This window comes from Streptomyces sp. NPDC004561 (assembly GCF_053602155.1).
In genome coordinates, this window is record NZ_JBSGDB010000170.1 from 1 (window position 1) to 17222 (window position 17222).

Here is a 17222-nt window from a genome sequence, read left to right on the forward strand (position 1 = left end):
GGCGGGAACGTACGGGGCCCTGGCCGGCGGGTACGACTACGGCGACCTGAACTCGCTGCTCACGCGCGCCTAGGCGGGTCGGCTCAGCAGGCGTCCCGCATCAGCTCGGCCAGGCCGTGGTCCAGGTCGAGCTGGAGGTGTTCGAGGCCGACGGGCACCAGCCCGTTCGCCGCCTCCAGGAACCGCCGGATCTCCCCCGAGCGCACATGCACGATCGCCGTGCCCTCGGGAGCGTGGAACTCCAGCACGGTGCGGTCGTAGCCGTACGGCCGCACCCGGACGTCACCGTGGCCCTCGGGCCCCCGCAGCCCGGCCGAGAGCAGCTCGCGGGAGAAGGTCCAGCACACGTCGACCCCCTCCAGGGTGGCCGGCGCGGGGAACGTCATGCGGACGGCGAACGGGTCGCGGCGGTCGTAGCGCAGCGTGGCGGGAATGTTCGGCATGCGTGGTGCGGCAGCGACGAGGCGCGCCTCTACGGTCTGCTCGATGACGGTGGACAACGCCTTGCTCCCTCGTGACGGCTGGACTACGTCCTGGTGTGACACCCGGCAACGGAAGAGACGACGGAATCGGCCGAGACGTGCACACCCGGAACGAGTGACCTCGGTCACCGCCTTCATGCACGCGGCGGACCCGCGCGTTCTCCCGCGCAAAGGGCTCGCGCAGGCCCTCTGGACGGCGCCGGGACAGTGGACTAGCTTCGCCCGCCATGAGGCGCTTGGGGAGCACGCGACGCAGGGGACGGACGAGCAGACTGGTCGCGGCGGGGGTGGCGTGCGGGGCGGCGCTGGCCGCGCTGACGGTCCCGGCGGCCGAAGCCCGGCCGCTCGGACAGGGGGAGGTGCACTGGGCGGCGAAGGACCCCGGCACCCCGCAGGTCCGCTACCGGGGCCTCGCGGCCGTCGACCGGCACACCGCCTGGCTGGCCGGCACCGGCGGCACGGTCCTCGTCACCACGGACGGCGGATCGACATGGCGAAACGTCTCTCCGCCGGGCGCCGCCGATCTGCAGTTCCGGGACGTGGAGGCCTTCGACGCGCGGCACGCGGTGGTGCTGGCCATCGGTGAGGGCGAGACGTCCCGCGTGTACCGCACCGACGACGGCGGGGGGACCTGGACCGAGTCCTTCCGCAACACCGACCCCAAGGCGTTCTACGACTGTCTCGCCTTCTTCGACCGCCGCCACGGCCTCGCACTGAGCGACCCCGTCGACGGAAGGTTCCGCATCCTGTCAACGGGCGACGGCGGCCGCACCTGGCGGGTGCTGCCCTCGGCCGGCATGCCGCCCGCCCTGGACGGCGAGGCGGGCTTCGCGGCGAGCGGCCAGTGCCTGGTCACCTCCGGCCCGAAGGACGTCTGGCTGGCCACCGGCGGCGGCGCCCGCGCGCGCGTGCTGCACTCCGCGGACCGCGGACTGACCTGGACGGCCGCCGACACCCCGATCCCGGCCGGCGACCCGGCCCGCGGTGTCTTCGCGCTCGCCTTCCGCGACCGCACGCACGGCATCGCCGTCGGCGGCGACTACCGCCCGGACCAGCCCTCGCCCGAGGCGGCGGCGGTCACCGCCGACGGCGGCCGCACCTGGCGGCCCGCCGGCACGCCCCCGCCCGCCTACCGCTCCGGCGCCGCCTGGCTCCCGCACAGCCGCACCGCCGCCCTGGCCGTCGGCCCCACCGGCACCGACCTGACCACCGACGGCGGCCGCACCTGGCGCACGCTCGACACCGGTTCGTACGACACCGTCGACTGCACGCCGGACCTCGGCTGCTGGGCGGCCGGCGAGCAGGGCAGGGTGGCCCGGCTGGAACGGTGACGTAAGTGCCCGGAGCCCGGGTACTCGTTCCCTGCCGCAAAGGCATCCCGATACGGAGGAAGGGAGCGATCATGCCAGCCGGTTCCAGCCCCAAGCGCGAGCGTCAGTACGAGCACATCAAGAAGAGCGCGCAGGACCGGGGCGAGAGCACCGGACGCGCCGAGGAGATCGCCGCGCGGACGGTGAACAAGGAACGCGCCCGCTCCGGCGAGTCGGAGACCGCCAGCCGCAGCTCGACGCAGGACATGTCGTCCGGCAAGCGCGGCGGCCAGCGGTCGGGCAACCGGGCCGGCTCCCAGGGCCCGACCCGCGACCAGCTCTACAACGAGGCCAAGCAGCGTGGCATCGAAGGCCGTTCCCACATGAACAAGGGCGAGCTGCAGCGCGCGCTGGACGCGAAGAAGGGATGAGCCGCGAGGACGCTCAGCCGAGCGTCTGCCGGTGGCGCGCGAGCTCGGGGGCCGTCTTCGTGGCGACGAACTCGGTGACGCGGTACGCGCACACACCGGCGACGGCGAACGGGTCGCCCGCGACGATGTCCTCGATGAGGGCGCGGTCCTCCGCGACGGCCAGGATCACCCCGCCGTCGCGGGGGTCCTTGCGCCCCGAGGCCAGGAAGAAGCCCTTCTCGTACTGCTCCTCCAGCCACGCCACATGGTCGGGCAGCAGGGCGTCGACGGCGTCGAGGGGCGCGGTGTAGGTCAGTTCCAGTACGAACATGATCGCGAGCCTACCCCTGCGGACCCCGGGACAGCGCGGGCCCGTACAGTCGTGGCCACCATGACGACCGTAGGCGTACCCGCGGGCTGGCCCGCGACCGAGGAAGAGGCCCGCGCCGTCCAGGACGAGCTGCGCGGACGGGTGGTGCTCGGCGAGAGCGGGCCCCCGCCCGGAACGGGCCGGGTCGCGGGGGTGGACGTCGCCTACGACGACGCCCTCGACCTGGTCGCCGCGGCGGCCGTCGTGCTGGACGCCGCCACCCTGGACGTCGTGGCCGAGGCGACCGCCGTGGGGCGGGTGTCCTTCCCGTACGTCCCCGGGCTCCTCGCCTTCCGCGAGATCCCCACCGTCATCGCGGCCCTGGACGCGCTGCCCTGCCCGCCCGGCCTGGTCGTGTGCGACGGCTACGGCCTGGCCCACCCGCGCCGCTTCGGCCTCGCGAGCCACCTGGGCGTCCTCACCGACCTGCCCACCATCGGCGTCGCCAAGAACCCGTTCACCTTCACGTACGACGACCCCGGGCCCGCGCGCGGCAGTTCCGCGCCGCTGCTCGCCGGCACCGAGGAGGTCGGCCGGGCCCTGCGCACCCGGGACGGCGTCAAGCCGGTCTTCGTCTCCGTGGGCCACCGGGCCGGACTGGACAACGCCCTGGCCCACATCCTGGCGCTGACCCCCGAGTTCCGGCTGCCGGAGACCACGCGCAGGGCGGACGCCCTGTGCCGCCGGGCCCTGCGGGAGGCGGCGGCGCGGGGAACCGGGTCCGCGGACGCTCAGGACGCGACGACGCGCCAGGCGCCGACCTCCTGATACGCCGAGTCGTAGACGGCCGAGCCGTCGCCCGGTTCGAGGGCGTAGTGGTGGAGGTTGCCGCCCCAGTACCGCAGGATCCGGCCCAGCTCGCCGGCCCGGTCCTGCGCCGACGCGCCTTCGTCCACGGCCACTTCCAGCACGAACTTCACGCCTGTCCGCCTCCTTGGGCTGTTCTCGCCTGGACTTCAATCGTCTCATTGAGGCGCCCGTTGAGACCTTGGAGCCGGTGGTCGCCGGTGGCGCCGCGCACGTGCGCCACGAAGTCTCAACCCGCGGGAAAGCGGCCGGGACGGCGGAGCCGGGCGTTACCGCTCCGCCGCCACCCGGAAGGTGATCCCGGCGGCGCGCAGCCGCCCGGTCAGCGCGTCGCCCATCGCCTGCGCCGTGGTCACCTGCCCGGCCGTCGGCGGGAGGTCGTCGAAGGCCAGGCACAGGGCCGACTCGGCGAACATCTTGGCCGTCTCGCCGTAGCCGGGGTCACCGCCCGCGACCTCCGTGAAGACGCGCCGCCCGCCGCCCTCGCCGACGAAGCGCACCGAGAACCAGCTCTTCGCCCGCTTCTCGGCGCTCGGCCCGTCCCCGGGCCTGAGCCGGTCCGACAACCAGCGCCGGGCGGGCGGCAGTTGGGCCGCCACGGCCACCGCGCCGACCGCGGCGACCCCGCCGAGGGCGACCGGCAGACGCCGTACCGCGGCGAAGTGCCGGTAGCGGAAGTCGGGGCCGTACCGCTCCAGCGCCCTCGCCGAACGGCTCACGATCTGCGGGTCTATGGTCGGCAGCGGGAGCGCCCACGCGCCGACCTCCCCGGCGAACCTCGGCGCGCCGGCCGGCGCCGCCACCCGGCGCCCCAGCAGCCGCGGCTCGTGCCGCGCCCGGTCGCGCGCCGCGGCCAGCATCCGCCGTCCGCGGGAGACCTGGTTCAGCGCCGAGGCCAGGGTGCCGCCGGAGAAGGCCGCGTCGGCCGTCACGTACCCGTCCACCCGCAGCGGCACCCCCTCGGGCAGCTGCCGGACGGTGAAGTAGGCGCCCAGGTCGTGCGGCACGGAGTCGAAGCCGCAGGCGTGCACCAGGCGGGCGCCCGTCTCCCGCGCGCGTGCGTCGTGCCGCACGTACATCAGGTCCACGAACTCCGGCTCACCGGTGAGGTCCAGGTAGTCGGTCCCGGTGTCCGCGCAGGCGGCGACCAGTTCCTCGCCGTGGAGCACGTACGGCCCCACGGTCGTGGCCAGCACGCGCGCGTGCTCGGCGAGGGCGCGCAGGCCGGCCGGTTCGCCCACGTCGGCCCGCAGGACGCCGATGTCCGCGCCGCCGGGCAGCCGCTCGCGCAGCCGCTCCAGCCGGGCCTCGTCACGACCCGCGACCGCCCAGCGCAGACCGTCCGGCGCGTGCGCGGCGAGGTACTCCGCGGTGAGCGTGCCGACGAAGCCCGTCGCTCCGAAGAGCACCACGTCGTAGGGACGATCGGTCCTGTTCAGCCTGCTCATGACACCCCTTCGTCGTGCAGCCCGCGCCGCTGTCGGTGGCTGAGGCTAGCGTGAGGGGTGCGCAGTCCGACGACCAGCCCGGAGGCAGCTGTGGCCGTGGCCAGGAACGCCCCGAAAAAGCGGGAGAAAGCACCGGCCCCCCGTCCCGGCCGCCCCATAGCCGCACTCGGCGCGCACTGACCTCTCACTCTCCAGGGTGATCGGCGACCGGCCGGGCACTTGGCTAAGCGCTTGCTCGTTGAGGTCTTGTGTCCGGTGGAACGCGTTCTTAGCATCACTGGTGTTACATCAGTTGTGTCACACGCTTGGGGGACTGCATGAGCACGGCGGCACCAGCAGGGCAGGGCCCGCTCTCCGGCGTGCGCGTCGTGGAGCTGGCCGGCATCGGGCCGGGCCCGTTCGCCGCCATGCTCCTGGCCGACCTCGGTGCCGACGTGGTCCGGGTGGACCGCCCGGGCGGCCCCGGCCTCGGCATCGACCCCGCCCATGACGTCACCAACCGCAACAAGCGCTCGATCATGGTCGACCTGAAGGCGCCGGACGGCCCCGCGCGCGTCCTGGACCTCGCCGAACGCGCCGACATCCTCATCGAGGGCTACCGCCCGGGCGTCGCCGAGCGCCTCGGCGTCGGCCCCGGGGACTGCCACGCCCGCAACCCCCGCCTGGTCTACGGCCGCATGACCGGCTGGGGCCAGGACGGCCCCCTCGCCCACCGCGCGGGCCACGACGTGGCCTACATCGCGCTCACCGGAACCCTCGGCATGATCGGCCGCCCGGACGAGCCCCCGGCCGTCCCCGCCAACCTCCTCGGCGACTACGCCGGCGGCTCGCTGTACCTGGTCGTCGGCGTCCTCGCCGCCCTGCACCACGCGCGCGCGACCGGCACCGGACAGGTCGTCGACGCCGCCATCGTCGACGGCACGGCCCATCTGTCCGCGATGATCCACGGCATGCTCTCCGCCGGCGGCTGGCAGGACCGGCGCGGCGCCAACCTCCTCGACGGCGGCTGCCCCTACTACGGCACCTACGAGACCGCCGACGGCGGGTACATGGCGGTCGGCGCCCTGGAAGCCCGGTTCTACGAGGAGTTCCTGCGCCTGCTCGGCCTGGACGACCTCGTACCGGCCCGCGACGACTGGACCCGCTGGGGCGAGCTGCGCGGCCGGATCGCCGCCCGCTTCGCGGCCCGCACCCGCGAGGAGTGGACGGCCGTGTTCGAGGGCACGGACGCGTGCGTGGCCCCGGTGCTGTCCCTGCGCGAGGCCCCGCACCACCCCCATCTGGCCGCCCGCGGCACCTTCACCGACCACGGCGGCATCACCCAGCCCGCCCCGGCCCCCCGCTTCTCCGCCACCCCCACCACCATCCGCACCGGCCCCGCCCGGCCCGGCGCGGACACGGAGGCGGTGGCGCGGGACTGGGGGACACCCGCACTCGTGACCGGCGACCCCGTCGCCGACTGACCCACCACCCGACGACCACCCGCCCTCGGCGGCCGACCAGGCTCGGCCCACCCTCCCGAAAGGCACATCAGTGAGCACCGAAGCGTACGTGTACGACGCGATCCGCACCCCGCGCGGCCGCGGCAAGGCGAACGGCGCCCTGCACGGCACCAAGCCCATCGACCTGGTCGTCGGCCTCATCCACGAGATCCGCGACCGCTTCCCCGGCCTCGACCCGGCCGCGATCGACGACATCGTGCTCGGCGTCGTCGGGCCCGTCGGCGACCAGGGCTCCGACATCGCCCGGATCGCCGCGATCGCCGCCGGACTGCCGGACACGGTCGCGGGCGTCCAGGAGAACCGCTTCTGTGCCTCCGGCCTGGAAGCCGTCAACATGGCCGCCGCCAAGGTCCGCTCCGGCTGGGAGGACCTGGTCCTCGCGGGCGGCGTCGAGTCGATGTCCCGCGTCCCGATGGCCTCCGACGGCGGCGCCTGGTTCAACGACCCGATGACGAACCTCGCCGTCAACTTCGTGCCGCAGGGCATCGGCGCCGACCTCATCGCCACCATCGAGGGCTTCACCCGCCGGGACGTCGACGAGTACGCGGCCCTGTCCCAGGAGCGCGCGGCCACCGCCTGGAAGGAGGGCCGCTTCGACCGCTCGGTCGTCCCCGTCAGGGACCGCAGCGGCCTGGTCGTCCTCGACCACGACGAGTACCCGCGCCCCGGCACCACGGCCGACTCCCTCGCCAAGCTGAAGCCGTCCTTCGCGGACATCGGCGAACTGGGCGGCTTCGACGCCGTCGCGCTGCAGAAGTACCACTGGGTGGAGAAGATCGATCACGTCCACCACGCGGGCAACTCCTCCGGCATCGTCGACGGCGCCTCGCTCGTCGCGATCGGCTCCAGGGAGGTCGGCGAGCGCCACGGCCTCACCCCGCGCGCGCGGATCGTCTCCGCCGCCGTCTCCGGCTCCGAGCCCACCATCATGCTCACCGGTCCCGCCCCCGCCAGCCGCAAGGCCCTCGCCAAGGCCGGCCTCACCATCGACGACATCGACCTGGTCGAGATCAACGAGGCGTTCGCCGCGGTGGTCCTGCGCTTCGTGAGGGACATGGGCCTGTCGCTGGACAAGGTCAACGTCAACGGCGGCGCCATCGCCCTCGGCCACCCGCTCGGCGCGACCGGCGCGATGATCCTCGGCACCCTCGTGGACGAACTGGAGCGCCAGGACAAGCGCTACGGCCTCGCCACCCTGTGCGTGGGCGGCGGCATGGGCATCGCCACCGTCGTCGAGCGCATCTGAACTCCCCGCGGAACCACGAGAACTCAACGGAGACCACTGTCATGACCGAGAGCACCACCATCCGCTGGGAGCAGGACGACACCGGGGTCGTCACCCTCGTCCTGGACGACCCCAACCAGTCCGCGAACACCATGAACCAGGCGTTCCGCGACTCCCTCGCCGCGATCACCGACCGGCTGGAGGCCGAGCAGGACTCCATCCGCGGCATCATCTTCACCTCGGCGAAGAAGACCTTCTTCGCGGGCGGCGACCTGCGCGACCTGATCCGGGTCACGCCCGAGACCGCGCAGGACCTGTTCGACGGCGGCCTCGCCATCAAGCGCAACCTGCGCCGCATCGAGACCCTCGGCAAGCCGGTCGTCGCGGCCATCAACGGCGCGGCCCTGGGCGGCGGCTTCGAACTGGCCCTCGCCTGCCACCACCGGGTGGCCCTCGACACCTCCGGCACGAAGATCGGCTGCCCCGAGGTCACCCTCGGCCTGCTCCCCGGGGGCGGCGGAGTCGTCCGCACCGTACGGCTGCTCGGCATCGCGGACGCGCTGCTGAAGGTGCTCCTCCAGGGCACCCAGTACAACGCGCGGCGCGCCCAGGAGAACGGCCTCGTCCACGAGGTGGCCGCCACGCCGGAGGAACTGCTCGCCAAGGCGCGCGCGTTCGTCGACGCCAACCCCGAGTCCCAGCAGCCCTGGGACCGGCCCGGCTACCGGATCCCCGGCGGCACCCCGGCCAACCCGAAGTTCGCCGCCAACCTGCCCGCCTTCCCGGCCACCCTGCGCAAGCAGACGGGAGGCGCCCCCTACCCGGCCCCCCGCAACATCCTCGCCGCGGCCGTCGAGGGCTCCCAGGTGGACTTCGAGACCGCCCAGGTCATCGAGGCCCGCTACTTCGTGGAGCTGGCCGCCGGGCAGACCTCGAAGAACATGATCCAGGCGTTCTTCTTCGACCTCCAGGCCGTCAACTCCGGCGCCAACCGCCCGAAGGGCATCGAGCCCCGCAAGGTCCGCAAGGTCGCCGTCCTCGGCGCCGGCATGATGGGCGCCGGCATCGCCTACTCGTGCGCCCGCGCCGGCATCGACGTCGTCCTCAAGGACGTCTCCCCGGAGGCCGCGGCCAAGGGCAAGGGCTACTCCGAGAAGCTGTGCGCCAAGGCCGTCGCCAAGGGCCGCACCAGCCAGGAGAAGGCGGACGCGCTGCTCGCCCGCATCACCCCCACCGCCGAGGCCGCCGACCTCGCGGGCTGCGACGCGGTGATCGAGGCCGTCTTCGAGGACACCGCCCTCAAGCACAAGGTCTTCCAGGAGATCGAGTCCGTCGTCGCCCCCGACGCCCTGCTGTGCTCCAACACCTCCACCCTGCCCATCACCACCCTCGGCGAGGGCGTGGAGCGCCAGGGCGACTTCATCGGGCTGCACTTCTTCTCGCCGGTCGACAAGATGCCGCTGGTCGAGATCATCAAGGGCGAGCGGACCGGCGACGAGGCCCTGGCCCGCGCCTTCGACCTGGTCCGGCAGATCAACAAGACGCCGATCGTCGTCAACGACTCGCGCGGCTTCTTCACCTCCCGGGTGATCGGCCACTTCATCAACGAGGGCGTCGCCATGGTCGGCGAGGGCATCGAGCCCGCCTCCGTGGAGCAGGCCGCCGCGCAGGCCGGCTACCCGGCCAAGGTGCTCTCCCTCATGGACGAGCTGACCCTCACCCTGCCGCGCAAGATCCGCAACGAGTCCCGGCGCGCCGTGGAGGAGTCGGGTGGCACCTGGACCGCGCACCCGGCGGAGGCGGTCATCGACCGCATGGTCGACGAGTTCGGCCGGCCGGGCCGCGGTGGCGGCGCGGGCTTCTACGAGTACGCCGAGGACGGTAAGCGCGCCGGGCTCTGGCCGGGCCTGCGGGAGCACTTCACCAAGGGGGGCCACGAGATCCCGTTCCGGGACATGCAGGAGCGGATGCTCTTCGCCGAGGCGCTCGACACCGTCCGGCTCCTCGAAGAGGGCGTCCTGACCTCCGTCGCCGACGCCAACATCGGCTCCATCCTCGGCATCGGCTTCCCCGGCTGGACCGGTGGCGTGCTCCAGTACGTCAACGGCTACGAGGGCGGCCTGCCCGGATTCGTGGCACGCGCGCGGGAGCTGGCCGAGGCGTACGGCGAGCGGTTCACCCCGCCCGCGCTGCTGGTGGAGAAGGCCGAGAAGGGGGAGCGGTTCAGCGACTCAGCCGGTTCCTGACCCGGTGATCCACTCGCTCAGCTCCTGACGCAGCGATCGCTGGAACGTCGTGAGCAGCGCCTGCACCACCAGCGGGTGCATGTGCGCCGACAGGGACCTCACATCACGGGTGTCCCGCTCGGCGACCTCGCCGCGGAAGACCTGGGCGAGTTCGTGGGCCGCGGCGCGCGAGTGCTCCATGAGCACCTTGCGCGCCGCGAGGATCGCGTCCTGCGACAGCGGTACGTCGAGGAGCTGCACACCGAGCCGGAGCAGCCCCGAGTCGACGCGGAAGGTGTCCTCCTCCCCGGGCGCGACGACGTTCATCGCCGCCAGCCGCTCCATGTCCTGGGGGCCGAGCGGCCGGCCCGCCCGCCGCTCGAGCTCCGGCCGCGACACCGTCTCCACCGCGTCGGGCGCCCAGGACGCGACCACCGCGCGGTGGATGGCGAGGTCGTGCGGACTGAGGTCCGGCGGCAGCTGCCCGAGGTACCGCTCGATCGCCGCCAGCGTCATCCCCTGCTGCTGCAACTCCTCGATGAGGGCCAGCCGTGCCAGGTGCCCGGGCCCGTAGTGACCCACCCGGCGCGCACCGATCACCGGCGGCGGGAGCAGTCCCCGGCTGCCGTAGAAGCGGATCGTACGGACCGTGACGCCCGTCCGGGCGGCGAGTTCGTCGATGGTGAGCGTCGGCTCCCCGGAGTCGGTCGTCATGTTCAACAGTATCGCTGTCTCACCAACACTGTGAAAGCTCCCGTGGGAAATGTGTGCACGGTGCACGAATCATGTGAGAAGTGACGCTCTGTGACATGGGCCACCGCGCATCGGCCTTTCCCTCTGCAAAGGTGCTGTCTTGGTCTGTGCCGCGACACATCCGGGTGGTGCGGGCCAGGACCTGCACGACCCCCGGACCCACGAGATCCGGGCGCACCAGGAAGTGGAACCAGGCTTGAGCAGCAAGGACACCGTGGAATCGGCGCAGGCCACCCATCGTCCCGAGGTGGCCGGGATCCCGGCGGACGCGGGCGACGCCGGTTACAGCAAGGACCTCAAGGCCCGCCACGTCAACATGATCGCCATCGGCGGCGCCATCGGCACCGGACTCCTCCTCGGTGCCGGCGGCCGCCTGCACAACGCGGGCCCGGCGCTCGCCCTGGCCTACCTGGTCTGCGGCGTCTTCGCCTTCTTCGTGGTCCGGGCCCTCGGCGAGCTGGTCCTGTACCGCCCGTCCTCCGGGTCCTTCGTGAGCTACGCCCGCGAGTTCCTCGGCGAGAAGGGCGCCTACGTCGCCGGCTGGATGTACTTCCTCAACTGGTCGACCACCGGCATCGCCGACATCACCGCGATCGCGCTCTACACGCACTACTGGAGCATGTTCACCAGCATTCCCCAGTGGGTGCTCGCCCTGATCGCCCTCGCGGTGGTCCTCGCCGTGAACCTGATCTCGGTGAAGATCTTCGGCGAGATGGAGTTCTGGTTCGCGATCATCAAGGTCGCCACCATCGTCGGCTTCATGCTGATCTCCATCTTCCTGCTCGCCACCCATCACAAGGTCGGCGGCCACACCCCCGGTCTGAGCGTGATCAGCGACCACGGCGGGCTCCTCCCGCACGGCGCGATGCCGGTCGTCCTGGTCATGCAGGGCGTGATCTTCGCCTACGCCGCCCTGGAGCTGGTCGGTGTCGCCGCCGGCGAGACCGCCGAGCCCGAGAAGGTCGTCCCGCGCGCGGTGAACTCGATCATGTGGCGTGTGGGTCTGTTCTACGTCGGCTCGGTCGTGCTGCTCGCCCTGCTGCTGCCCGGCTCGGTGTACTCCGCCGACGAGAGCCCGTTCGTCACGGTCCTGTCGAAGATCGGTGTCCCGGCGGCCGGCGACGTCATGAACCTCGTCGTGCTGACCGCCGCCATGTCCTCGCTGAACTCCGGCCTGTACTCCACCGGCCGCATCCTGCGCTCCATGGCCATGGCGGGCTCCGCCCCGAAGTTCACGGCCCGCATGAACCGCAGCCAGGTCCCCTACGGCGGCATCCTGCTGACCTGCGCGGTCTGCGTGCTCGGCGTCGGCCTGAACTACCTGGTGCCCAGCCAGGCCTTCGAGATCGTGCTGAACGTCGCCTCGCTCGGCATCATCAGCACCTGGGTGATCATCATGCTCTGCCACATGATCTTCGTCCGCCGCGCCCGCGCGGGCCTCTCGACCCGGCCGAACTTCCAGCTGAAGTTCTCGCCCGTCACCGAGATCGCCACGATCGCGTTCCTGCTGGTCTGCCTCGGCATGATGTGGAACGACCCCGAGGTCGGCCGGAAGACCATCCTGCTGATCCCGGTGATCGCCGTCATGCTGGTCGCCGGCTGGTTCGGCGTGCGCCGCCGGGTGGCGCGGAACGCCGACCAGGAACTGTCGCAGCTGACGAAGTAGCGGCCCCCGGCCACGGTCGGTGGCCCCGCCCACGGTCGGTGGCCCCGCCCACGGTGGCGTCGTCTCGGAGATCGCACCCGAGGTGGCGCCACCGTCGCGTCGGCCGAGGGCGACGCGGCAGGCGCCCCCGAAGGGGCGCGGGGAACCGCGCGACCAGCCATGTACGATCCGCACGTACCGATCACCCGAAGGCCCACGGCGACGGGGACAGCGCCCCCGGCGGAGCCACCGGTGACGGTGTACGGCCACGGGGAGGGCGGCGGATGAGCGTGCGGGCCGATGTGCTGGTGCTGGGCGGAGCGGGCGTGGACACGATCATCCACGTCCCCGAGCTGCCCCTGCCGTACGCCGACAGCTACATGATCGACACCGGGATCCGCACCCGGGCGGGGCAGACCGGCGACTTCGTCGCCCTCGGCCTGGCCGCGCTCGGCCTGCGCACCCACCACCTCGACCTGCTCGGCGACGACCCCGAGGGCGACCTCGTGCGCGCCCTGCACCGCGAGCACGACATCGCCCTGACCGCGCTCCCGCAGCCCGCCGGCACCAAGCGGGCGGTCAACCTCGTCGGCCCCGACGGCCGCCGGCTGTCCCTGTACGACACCAGCCGCGCCCGCCCCGGCGACCGCTTCCCGCCGGAGACGCTGCGCACGCTGGCCGGGGCGAGCCGGCATGTGCACGTGACGATCACCCAGCCCTGCGCCGGGGCCCTCCCGGTGCTGGCCGGGACGGGCCTGCCCCTGTCCACGGACCTGCACGACTGGGACGGCGAGAACCCGTACCACGAGCCGTTCGCCCACGCGGCCGACGTCGTCTTCCTGTCCGCCGCCGCCCTGACCGACCCCGAGCGCACGATGCGGCACATCGCCGAGCGGGGCCGGGCCGAGGCCGTGGTCGCCACCGCGGGCGCCGAGGGCGCGTACCTGCTGGCCGACGGCGAGCTGACCCGGGTACCGGCGGTGACCCCGCCCGCGCCGGTGGTGGACTCCAACGGCGCGGGCGACGCCTTCGCCGCCGCGTTCCTCTACGGCCGCCTCACCGGCGAGCCGCCCGAGCGGTGCGCCCGCTTCGGGGCGATCGCCGGGGCGTACGCCTGCACCGTCCCGGCCACCCGCGCGGACGCGATAGGCCGGGACGACCTCCTCGCAAGGGCGGCCGAGCCGGTCCGGTGAGGCCTCAGCGCACGTCGTGCGCGGCCTCGATCTTCTTCCACGACTTCGGCTGCGCGACCGCCGCACCCGCCTTCGCGACGGAGCGCGCCGCGGGCGCGGCCGGCTTCGACGGCTGGAACAGCCAGGTGCCGAACAGGCCCGCGAGGTGCTTGCCGGACACCTGCTCGGCGTACCTCTCGAAGTCGGCCACCGAGGCGTTGCCGTACGCGTGCTCCTTCGGCCAGCCCTTGAGGATGCGGAAGAACGCGTGGTCGCCGACCTCGTCGCGCAGCGCCTGGACGGCGGCCGCGCCCCGGTCGTAGACGGCGGCGTCGAACTGGTTGTCCGGGCCCGGGTCACCCGGCGCGACCTTCCAGAACGGGTCGGCGGCCGGATGGGACGCGTACACGTAGTCGGCGAGCTGCCGCGCGGTGCCCTCGCCCTCGTGCTCGGACCAGAGCCACTGCGCGTACGTCGCGAAGCCCTCGTTCAGCCAGATGTCCTTCCAGCCCTTGACCGACACGTCGTCGCCGTACCACTGGTGCGCCAGCTCGTGCACGACGACGGAGGCGTTGGCGCCCTTCGCGAACTGCTTCGGGCTGTAGTACACGCGGGTCTGCGTCTCCAGCGCGTACCCGGTGGTGGTGTTCGGGACGTAGCCGCCGGCGCTGCTGAACGGATACGGCCCGAAATAGCCGCTGAGCCAGTCGACGATCTCCCCGGTGCGCTCCACGCTCGCCCGTGCCGCCCCGTCGTTGTCGCCGAGGTCCTTGCTGTAGGCGTTGACGACCGGCACGCCACCCTCGGAGGTGCCGGTCGTGATGTCGAACTTCCCGATGGCGAGCGTGGCCAGATAGGTCGCCTGCGGCTTGTTCTGCCGCCAGCTGTAGCGGGTCCAGCCAAGCTGCGAGGAGGTCGACTGGAGCGTGCCGTTGGAGATGGCCTGGGTGCCGTCCGGCACCGCCACCGACACGTCGTAGGTGGCCTTGTCGCTCGGATGGTCGTTGCTCGGGAACCACCACCAGGCGGCCTCGGGCTCGTCGGCGGCCACCGCGCCGTCCGGCGTGCGGTGCCATGTGTCGAAGCCGTACGCGCTCCTGGTGGACGGCACCCCGCTGTAGCGGACCACGACCGTGATCGGGGTGTCCTTGGCCAGCGGGGTCTTCGGCGTGATCACCAGTTCGTGCTGCTGGGAGTGCGCGAAGACGGCCTTGACGCCGTTGACCCGCACCTCGCTCACGTCCAGCAGGAAGTCCAGGTCGAAGCTGGACAGGTCCTGTGTGGTCCGCGCCAGGATCGTCGCCGTGCCCCGCAACTCGTCCGTCTTCGGCTGGTACCGCAGCCTCAGGTCGTAGTGCGAGACGTCGTAGCCGCCGTTGCCGTAGTACGGGTAGTAGGGGTCGCCGATGCCCGGCGCGCCGGGCGAGTAGCTCGCGGCCGATGCCGGGATCGCCAGCAGGAGGGAGGCCGCCGCCAGTGCGCCCGGCGCGATGATTCTGCGGTGCACGTCAGCTCCAAGTCGTCGGGACCGAAGGTCCGTTCGGAGAAGTCTGTTCGGACCCTATTGAGTCCCTGTGGCCCCTGGCCTGTCCATGACCCCTGCTGTCACACGATCGCCATTCGGCCGACATGAGCCACCCGTGTGCCGTAAAGCGCTCTTCTGTACGGGAGTTGACCGGAGTACCGTCCGCGCATGCCGATTAGCACGCACCTTCGCAGGGCCCTGCGCACGCCCTCCACGATCTGGAGAACGCTCGCGGCAGCGGCCGCCGCCACCCTGATGGCCGCGTTCCTCGCCCCGGCCGCGGCGCAGGCCGCGCCCCGCGAGAGCACCCCCGTCTACTCCTACGCCCACGCCATCCGCGAGTCCGTGTGGGTGGACACCGGCCTCGACGAGGACGGCGACGGACACACCGACCGCGTCGCCGCCGACATCGTCCGCCCCGCCGAACCCGCCCGGCAGGGCCGCAAGGTGCCGGTCGTCATGGACGCCAGCCCGTACTACTCCTGCTGCGGGCGCGGCAACGAGAGCCAGGTCAAGACGTACGACGCGAACGGCCATGTCGTCCAGATGCCGCTGTTCTACGACAACTACTTCGTGCCCCGCGGCTACGCCTTCGTCGGCGTCGACCTCACCGGCACCAACCGCTCCGACGGCTGCGTCGACGTCGGCGGCCGCTCCGACGTCCGGTCGGCGAAGGCCGTGATCGACTGGCTGAACGGCCGCGCCCGGGCGTACACCACACGCACCGGCACCTCGACGGTCAAGGCCGGCTGGACCAACGGCCGTACCGGCATGATCGGCAAGAGCTGGGACGGCACCATCGCCAACGGCGTCGCCGCCACGGGTGTCAAGGGCCTGAAGACCATCGTGCCGATCAGCGCCATCTCCTCCTGGTACGACTACTACTTCGCCCAGGGCGCCCCGCTCTACGACGGCGGCCCCGCCGACCTGGCCGGATACGTCGAGAGCGACGGCGCCCAGGCCCACTGCGCCGCCGAGCAGAAGAAGCTCGCCGACGGCAGCCCGCGCAGCGGCGACTGGACCCCGCTGTGGACCGAGCGTGACTACGTCAAGGACGCGGCCAAGGTGCGCGCCAGCGTGTTCGTGGCCCAGGGCATGCAGGACCTCAACGTCCGCACCAAGCACTTCGGCCAGTGGTGGGACGCCCTCGCGAAGCACGGCGTGAAGCGGAAGCTGTGGCTGTCCCAGACCGGCCACGTCGACCCCTTCGACTACCGGCGCGGCGCCTGGGTCGACACCCTGCACCGCTGGTTCGACCACGAACTGCTCGGCTACGACAACGGCGTCGACCGCGAGCCGACGGCCGACATCGAACGCCACCCCGACCAGTGGGTCACCTCGAAGTCCTGGCCCCCGAGCGGCACCCGCGCCACCACCCTGCACCCGGCCCCCGGCACCGCGCCCGGCGTCGGCACGCTCGGCCTCAGCCCGGCCCACGGCAGCGAGACGTTCACCGACGACCCGAAGCTCGGCGAGACCGACTGGGCCGCGCACCTCGCCGCCACCACCCCCGAGAAGGCGGGATTCCTCACCGCACCGCTCAGCCACGACCTGCGCCTGTCCGGCTCCGCCACGGTGACGGTGACCGCGACCCCGACCACGGCCTCGGCGCATCTGTCCGCGGTCCTGGTGGACCTCGGCCCGGACACCATCCGGGACTACGCGGACTCGGCCGAAGGCATCACCACCCTCACCGACCGCACCTGCTGGGGCGAGAGCACCGCCGGGGACAGCGCCTGCTTCAAGGAGACCCGGGCGAAGACCGCCGAGGTCGACTACACGGTGTTCAGCCGCGGCTGGGCCGACCTCGGCCACTACGCCTCGCTCGACAAGGGCGTCCCGCTCACCCCGGGCAAGGCCTACCGGATGACCCTCTCCCTGGCGGCCACCGACCATGTGATCCCCAAGGGGCACGGCCTCGCCCTGATCGTCGCCGGCACGGACAGGGACCTCATCGACCCGCCGTCCACCAGGCCGACGCTGACCGTCGACCTGTCCGGTACGACGGCCCGGCTCCCGCTGGTCGGCGGCGCGGAGGCGTTCGCCCGTGCCACGTCCGGCGGCGCCGCCGCGGCTCCCGCGCCGGCGACCCCGAACGGCCTGCGCGCACCGCGCACATCCCGGCACATCCCGGCGGGCTGACCGGCGCCGGCCGCTCAGGCGGCCGGGCGCAGCACCAGCCCGGCCGCCTCCCGGGCACAGCCCCAGGCCACCGTGACCCCGGCCCCGCCGTGCCCGTAGTGGTGCACCAGCACCCGCCCGCCGGGGAGGGCCTGCCGCTCCAGCCGTACCGCGTCCCGGGACGGCCGCAGCCCCACCCGGTGGGCGAGCACCCGGGCCCCGGCGAT

The 17222-nt window shown here is 72.7% G+C and carries 16 protein-coding genes; 9 read left to right on the forward strand and 7 right to left on the reverse strand.

Annotation, left to right across the window (positions count from 1 at the left end):
- Window positions 1–83: 83 nt before the first annotated feature.
- Entirely contained in the window at window positions 84–500 is a 417-nt protein-coding gene (locus tag ACWEN3_RS22360) for an SsgA family sporulation/cell division regulator (RefSeq protein WP_452973717.1), read from the reverse strand.
- A 209-nt stretch (window positions 501–709) separates the two neighbouring features.
- Between ACWEN3_RS22360 and ACWEN3_RS22365 the strand changes: the two genes are divergently transcribed.
- Both ACWEN3_RS22365 and ACWEN3_RS22370 read left to right on the forward strand, forming a co-directional pair.
- A complete protein-coding gene (locus ACWEN3_RS22365; protein WP_452973720.1) occupies window positions 710–1813 on the forward strand; it encodes a WD40/YVTN/BNR-like repeat-containing protein in 1104 nt (367 codons plus the stop codon).
- Between the two features lie 71 nt (window positions 1814–1884).
- Window positions 1885–2223 (forward strand): plasmid stabilization protein, encoded by a 339-nt coding sequence (locus ACWEN3_RS22370; RefSeq protein ID WP_452973723.1) that lies wholly within the window; start codon window positions 1885–1887, stop codon window positions 2221–2223.
- A gap of 13 nt (window positions 2224–2236) precedes the next feature.
- Here the strand turns inward: ACWEN3_RS22370 and ACWEN3_RS22375 are convergent, their stop codons facing one another.
- Entirely contained in the window at window positions 2237–2533 is a 297-nt protein-coding gene (locus ACWEN3_RS22375) for a YciI family protein (protein ID WP_452973726.1), read from the reverse strand.
- 60 nt (window positions 2534–2593) lie between these two features.
- Between ACWEN3_RS22375 and ACWEN3_RS22380 the strand changes: the two genes are divergently transcribed.
- Window positions 2594–3340, forward strand: a complete 747-nt coding sequence (locus ACWEN3_RS22380) for an endonuclease V (protein WP_452973729.1) — start codon at window positions 2594–2596, stop codon at window positions 3338–3340.
- On the opposite strand, the gene ACWEN3_RS22385 is transcribed toward ACWEN3_RS22380, so the two are convergent.
- Window positions 3304–3492, reverse strand: a complete 189-nt coding sequence (locus ACWEN3_RS22385) for a hypothetical protein (RefSeq protein ID WP_452973732.1) — start codon at window positions 3490–3492, stop codon at window positions 3304–3306. The genes ACWEN3_RS22380 and ACWEN3_RS22385 overlap by 37 nt on opposite strands.
- A gap of 156 nt (window positions 3493–3648) precedes the next feature.
- Entirely contained in the window at window positions 3649–4827 is a 1179-nt protein-coding gene (locus ACWEN3_RS22390; protein ID WP_452973735.1) for a saccharopine dehydrogenase family protein, read from the reverse strand.
- Between the two features lie 317 nt (window positions 4828–5144).
- Here ACWEN3_RS22390 and ACWEN3_RS22395 point away from each other — a divergent pair, with 317 nt between their 5' ends.
- From ACWEN3_RS22395 to ACWEN3_RS22405, 3 genes are all read left to right on the forward strand, one after another.
- Window positions 5145–6290 carry a CaiB/BaiF CoA transferase family protein gene (locus tag ACWEN3_RS22395; protein WP_452973738.1) on the forward strand — a complete coding sequence of 382 codons (1146 nt, stop codon included), beginning with the start codon at window positions 5145–5147 and terminating at the stop codon, window positions 6288–6290.
- Window positions 6291–6360: 70 nt separating this feature from the next.
- Window positions 6361–7575, forward strand: coding sequence for an acetyl-CoA C-acetyltransferase (locus ACWEN3_RS22400; protein WP_452973741.1), 1215 nt, complete (start codon window positions 6361–6363; stop codon window positions 7573–7575).
- 41 nt (window positions 7576–7616) lie between these two features.
- Window positions 7617–9800 carry a 3-hydroxyacyl-CoA dehydrogenase NAD-binding domain-containing protein gene (locus ACWEN3_RS22405; RefSeq protein ID WP_452973744.1) on the forward strand — a complete coding sequence of 728 codons (2184 nt, stop codon included), beginning with the start codon at window positions 7617–7619 and terminating at the stop codon, window positions 9798–9800.
- Here ACWEN3_RS22405 and ACWEN3_RS22410 read toward each other — a convergent pair.
- Window positions 9786–10493, reverse strand: coding sequence for a MerR family transcriptional regulator (locus ACWEN3_RS22410; RefSeq protein ID WP_452973747.1), 708 nt, complete (start codon window positions 10491–10493; stop codon window positions 9786–9788). The genes ACWEN3_RS22405 and ACWEN3_RS22410 overlap by 15 nt on opposite strands.
- A 235-nt stretch (window positions 10494–10728) precedes the next feature.
- On the opposite strand from ACWEN3_RS22410, the gene ACWEN3_RS22415 reads away from it, so the two are divergent.
- Window positions 10729–12198: an amino acid permease gene (locus ACWEN3_RS22415; RefSeq protein ID WP_452973749.1), complete on the forward strand. Its 1470-nt coding sequence runs from the start codon at window positions 10729–10731 to the stop codon at window positions 12196–12198.
- Between the two features lie 263 nt (window positions 12199–12461).
- Window positions 12462–13370: a PfkB family carbohydrate kinase gene (locus ACWEN3_RS22420; RefSeq protein ID WP_452973751.1), complete on the forward strand. Its 909-nt coding sequence runs from the start codon at window positions 12462–12464 to the stop codon at window positions 13368–13370.
- 4 nt (window positions 13371–13374) lie between these two features.
- Here ACWEN3_RS22420 and ACWEN3_RS22425 read toward each other — a convergent pair whose 3' ends face one another.
- Complete coding sequence (locus ACWEN3_RS22425) at window positions 13375–14856, reverse strand: M1 family metallopeptidase (protein ID WP_452973754.1); 1482 nt, start codon at window positions 14854–14856, stop codon at window positions 13375–13377.
- Between the two features lie 186 nt (window positions 14857–15042).
- Between ACWEN3_RS22425 and ACWEN3_RS22430 the strand changes: the two genes are divergently transcribed.
- Entirely contained in the window at window positions 15043–17016 is a 1974-nt protein-coding gene (locus tag ACWEN3_RS22430; protein WP_452973757.1) for a Xaa-Pro dipeptidyl-peptidase, read from the forward strand.
- Between the two features lie 14 nt (window positions 17017–17030).
- Here the strand turns inward: ACWEN3_RS22430 and ACWEN3_RS22435 are convergent.
- Window positions 17031–17222 (reverse strand): FAD-dependent oxidoreductase (locus tag ACWEN3_RS22435; protein WP_452973760.1); only part of this gene is annotated, 192 nt, incomplete at its 5' end.

Coding starts and splice junctions, on each gene's coding strand:
- ACWEN3_RS22380 (WP_452973729.1), top strand. CDS start 2,594: ATGACGACCGTAGGCGTACCCGCGGGCTGGCCCGCGACCGAGGAAGAG.
- ACWEN3_RS22430 (WP_452973757.1), top strand. CDS start 15,043: ATGCCGATTAGCACGCACCTTCGCAGGGCCCTGCGCACGCCCTCCACG.
- ACWEN3_RS22375 (WP_452973726.1), bottom strand. CDS start 2,533: ATGTTCGTACTGGAACTGACCTACACCGCGCCCCTCGACGCCGTCGAC.
- ACWEN3_RS22410 (WP_452973747.1), bottom strand. CDS start 10,493: ATGACGACCGACTCCGGGGAGCCGACGCTCACCATCGACGAACTCGCC.
- ACWEN3_RS22390 (WP_452973735.1), bottom strand. CDS start 4,827: ATGAGCAGGCTGAACAGGACCGATCGTCCCTACGACGTGGTGCTCTTC.
- ACWEN3_RS22365 (WP_452973720.1), top strand. CDS start 710: ATGAGGCGCTTGGGGAGCACGCGACGCAGGGGACGGACGAGCAGACTG.
- ACWEN3_RS22420 (WP_452973751.1), top strand. CDS start 12,462: ATGAGCGTGCGGGCCGATGTGCTGGTGCTGGGCGGAGCGGGCGTGGAC.
- ACWEN3_RS22395 (WP_452973738.1), top strand. CDS start 5,145: ATGAGCACGGCGGCACCAGCAGGGCAGGGCCCGCTCTCCGGCGTGCGC.
- ACWEN3_RS22370 (WP_452973723.1), top strand. CDS start 1,885: ATGCCAGCCGGTTCCAGCCCCAAGCGCGAGCGTCAGTACGAGCACATC.
- ACWEN3_RS22405 (WP_452973744.1), top strand. CDS start 7,617: ATGACCGAGAGCACCACCATCCGCTGGGAGCAGGACGACACCGGGGTC.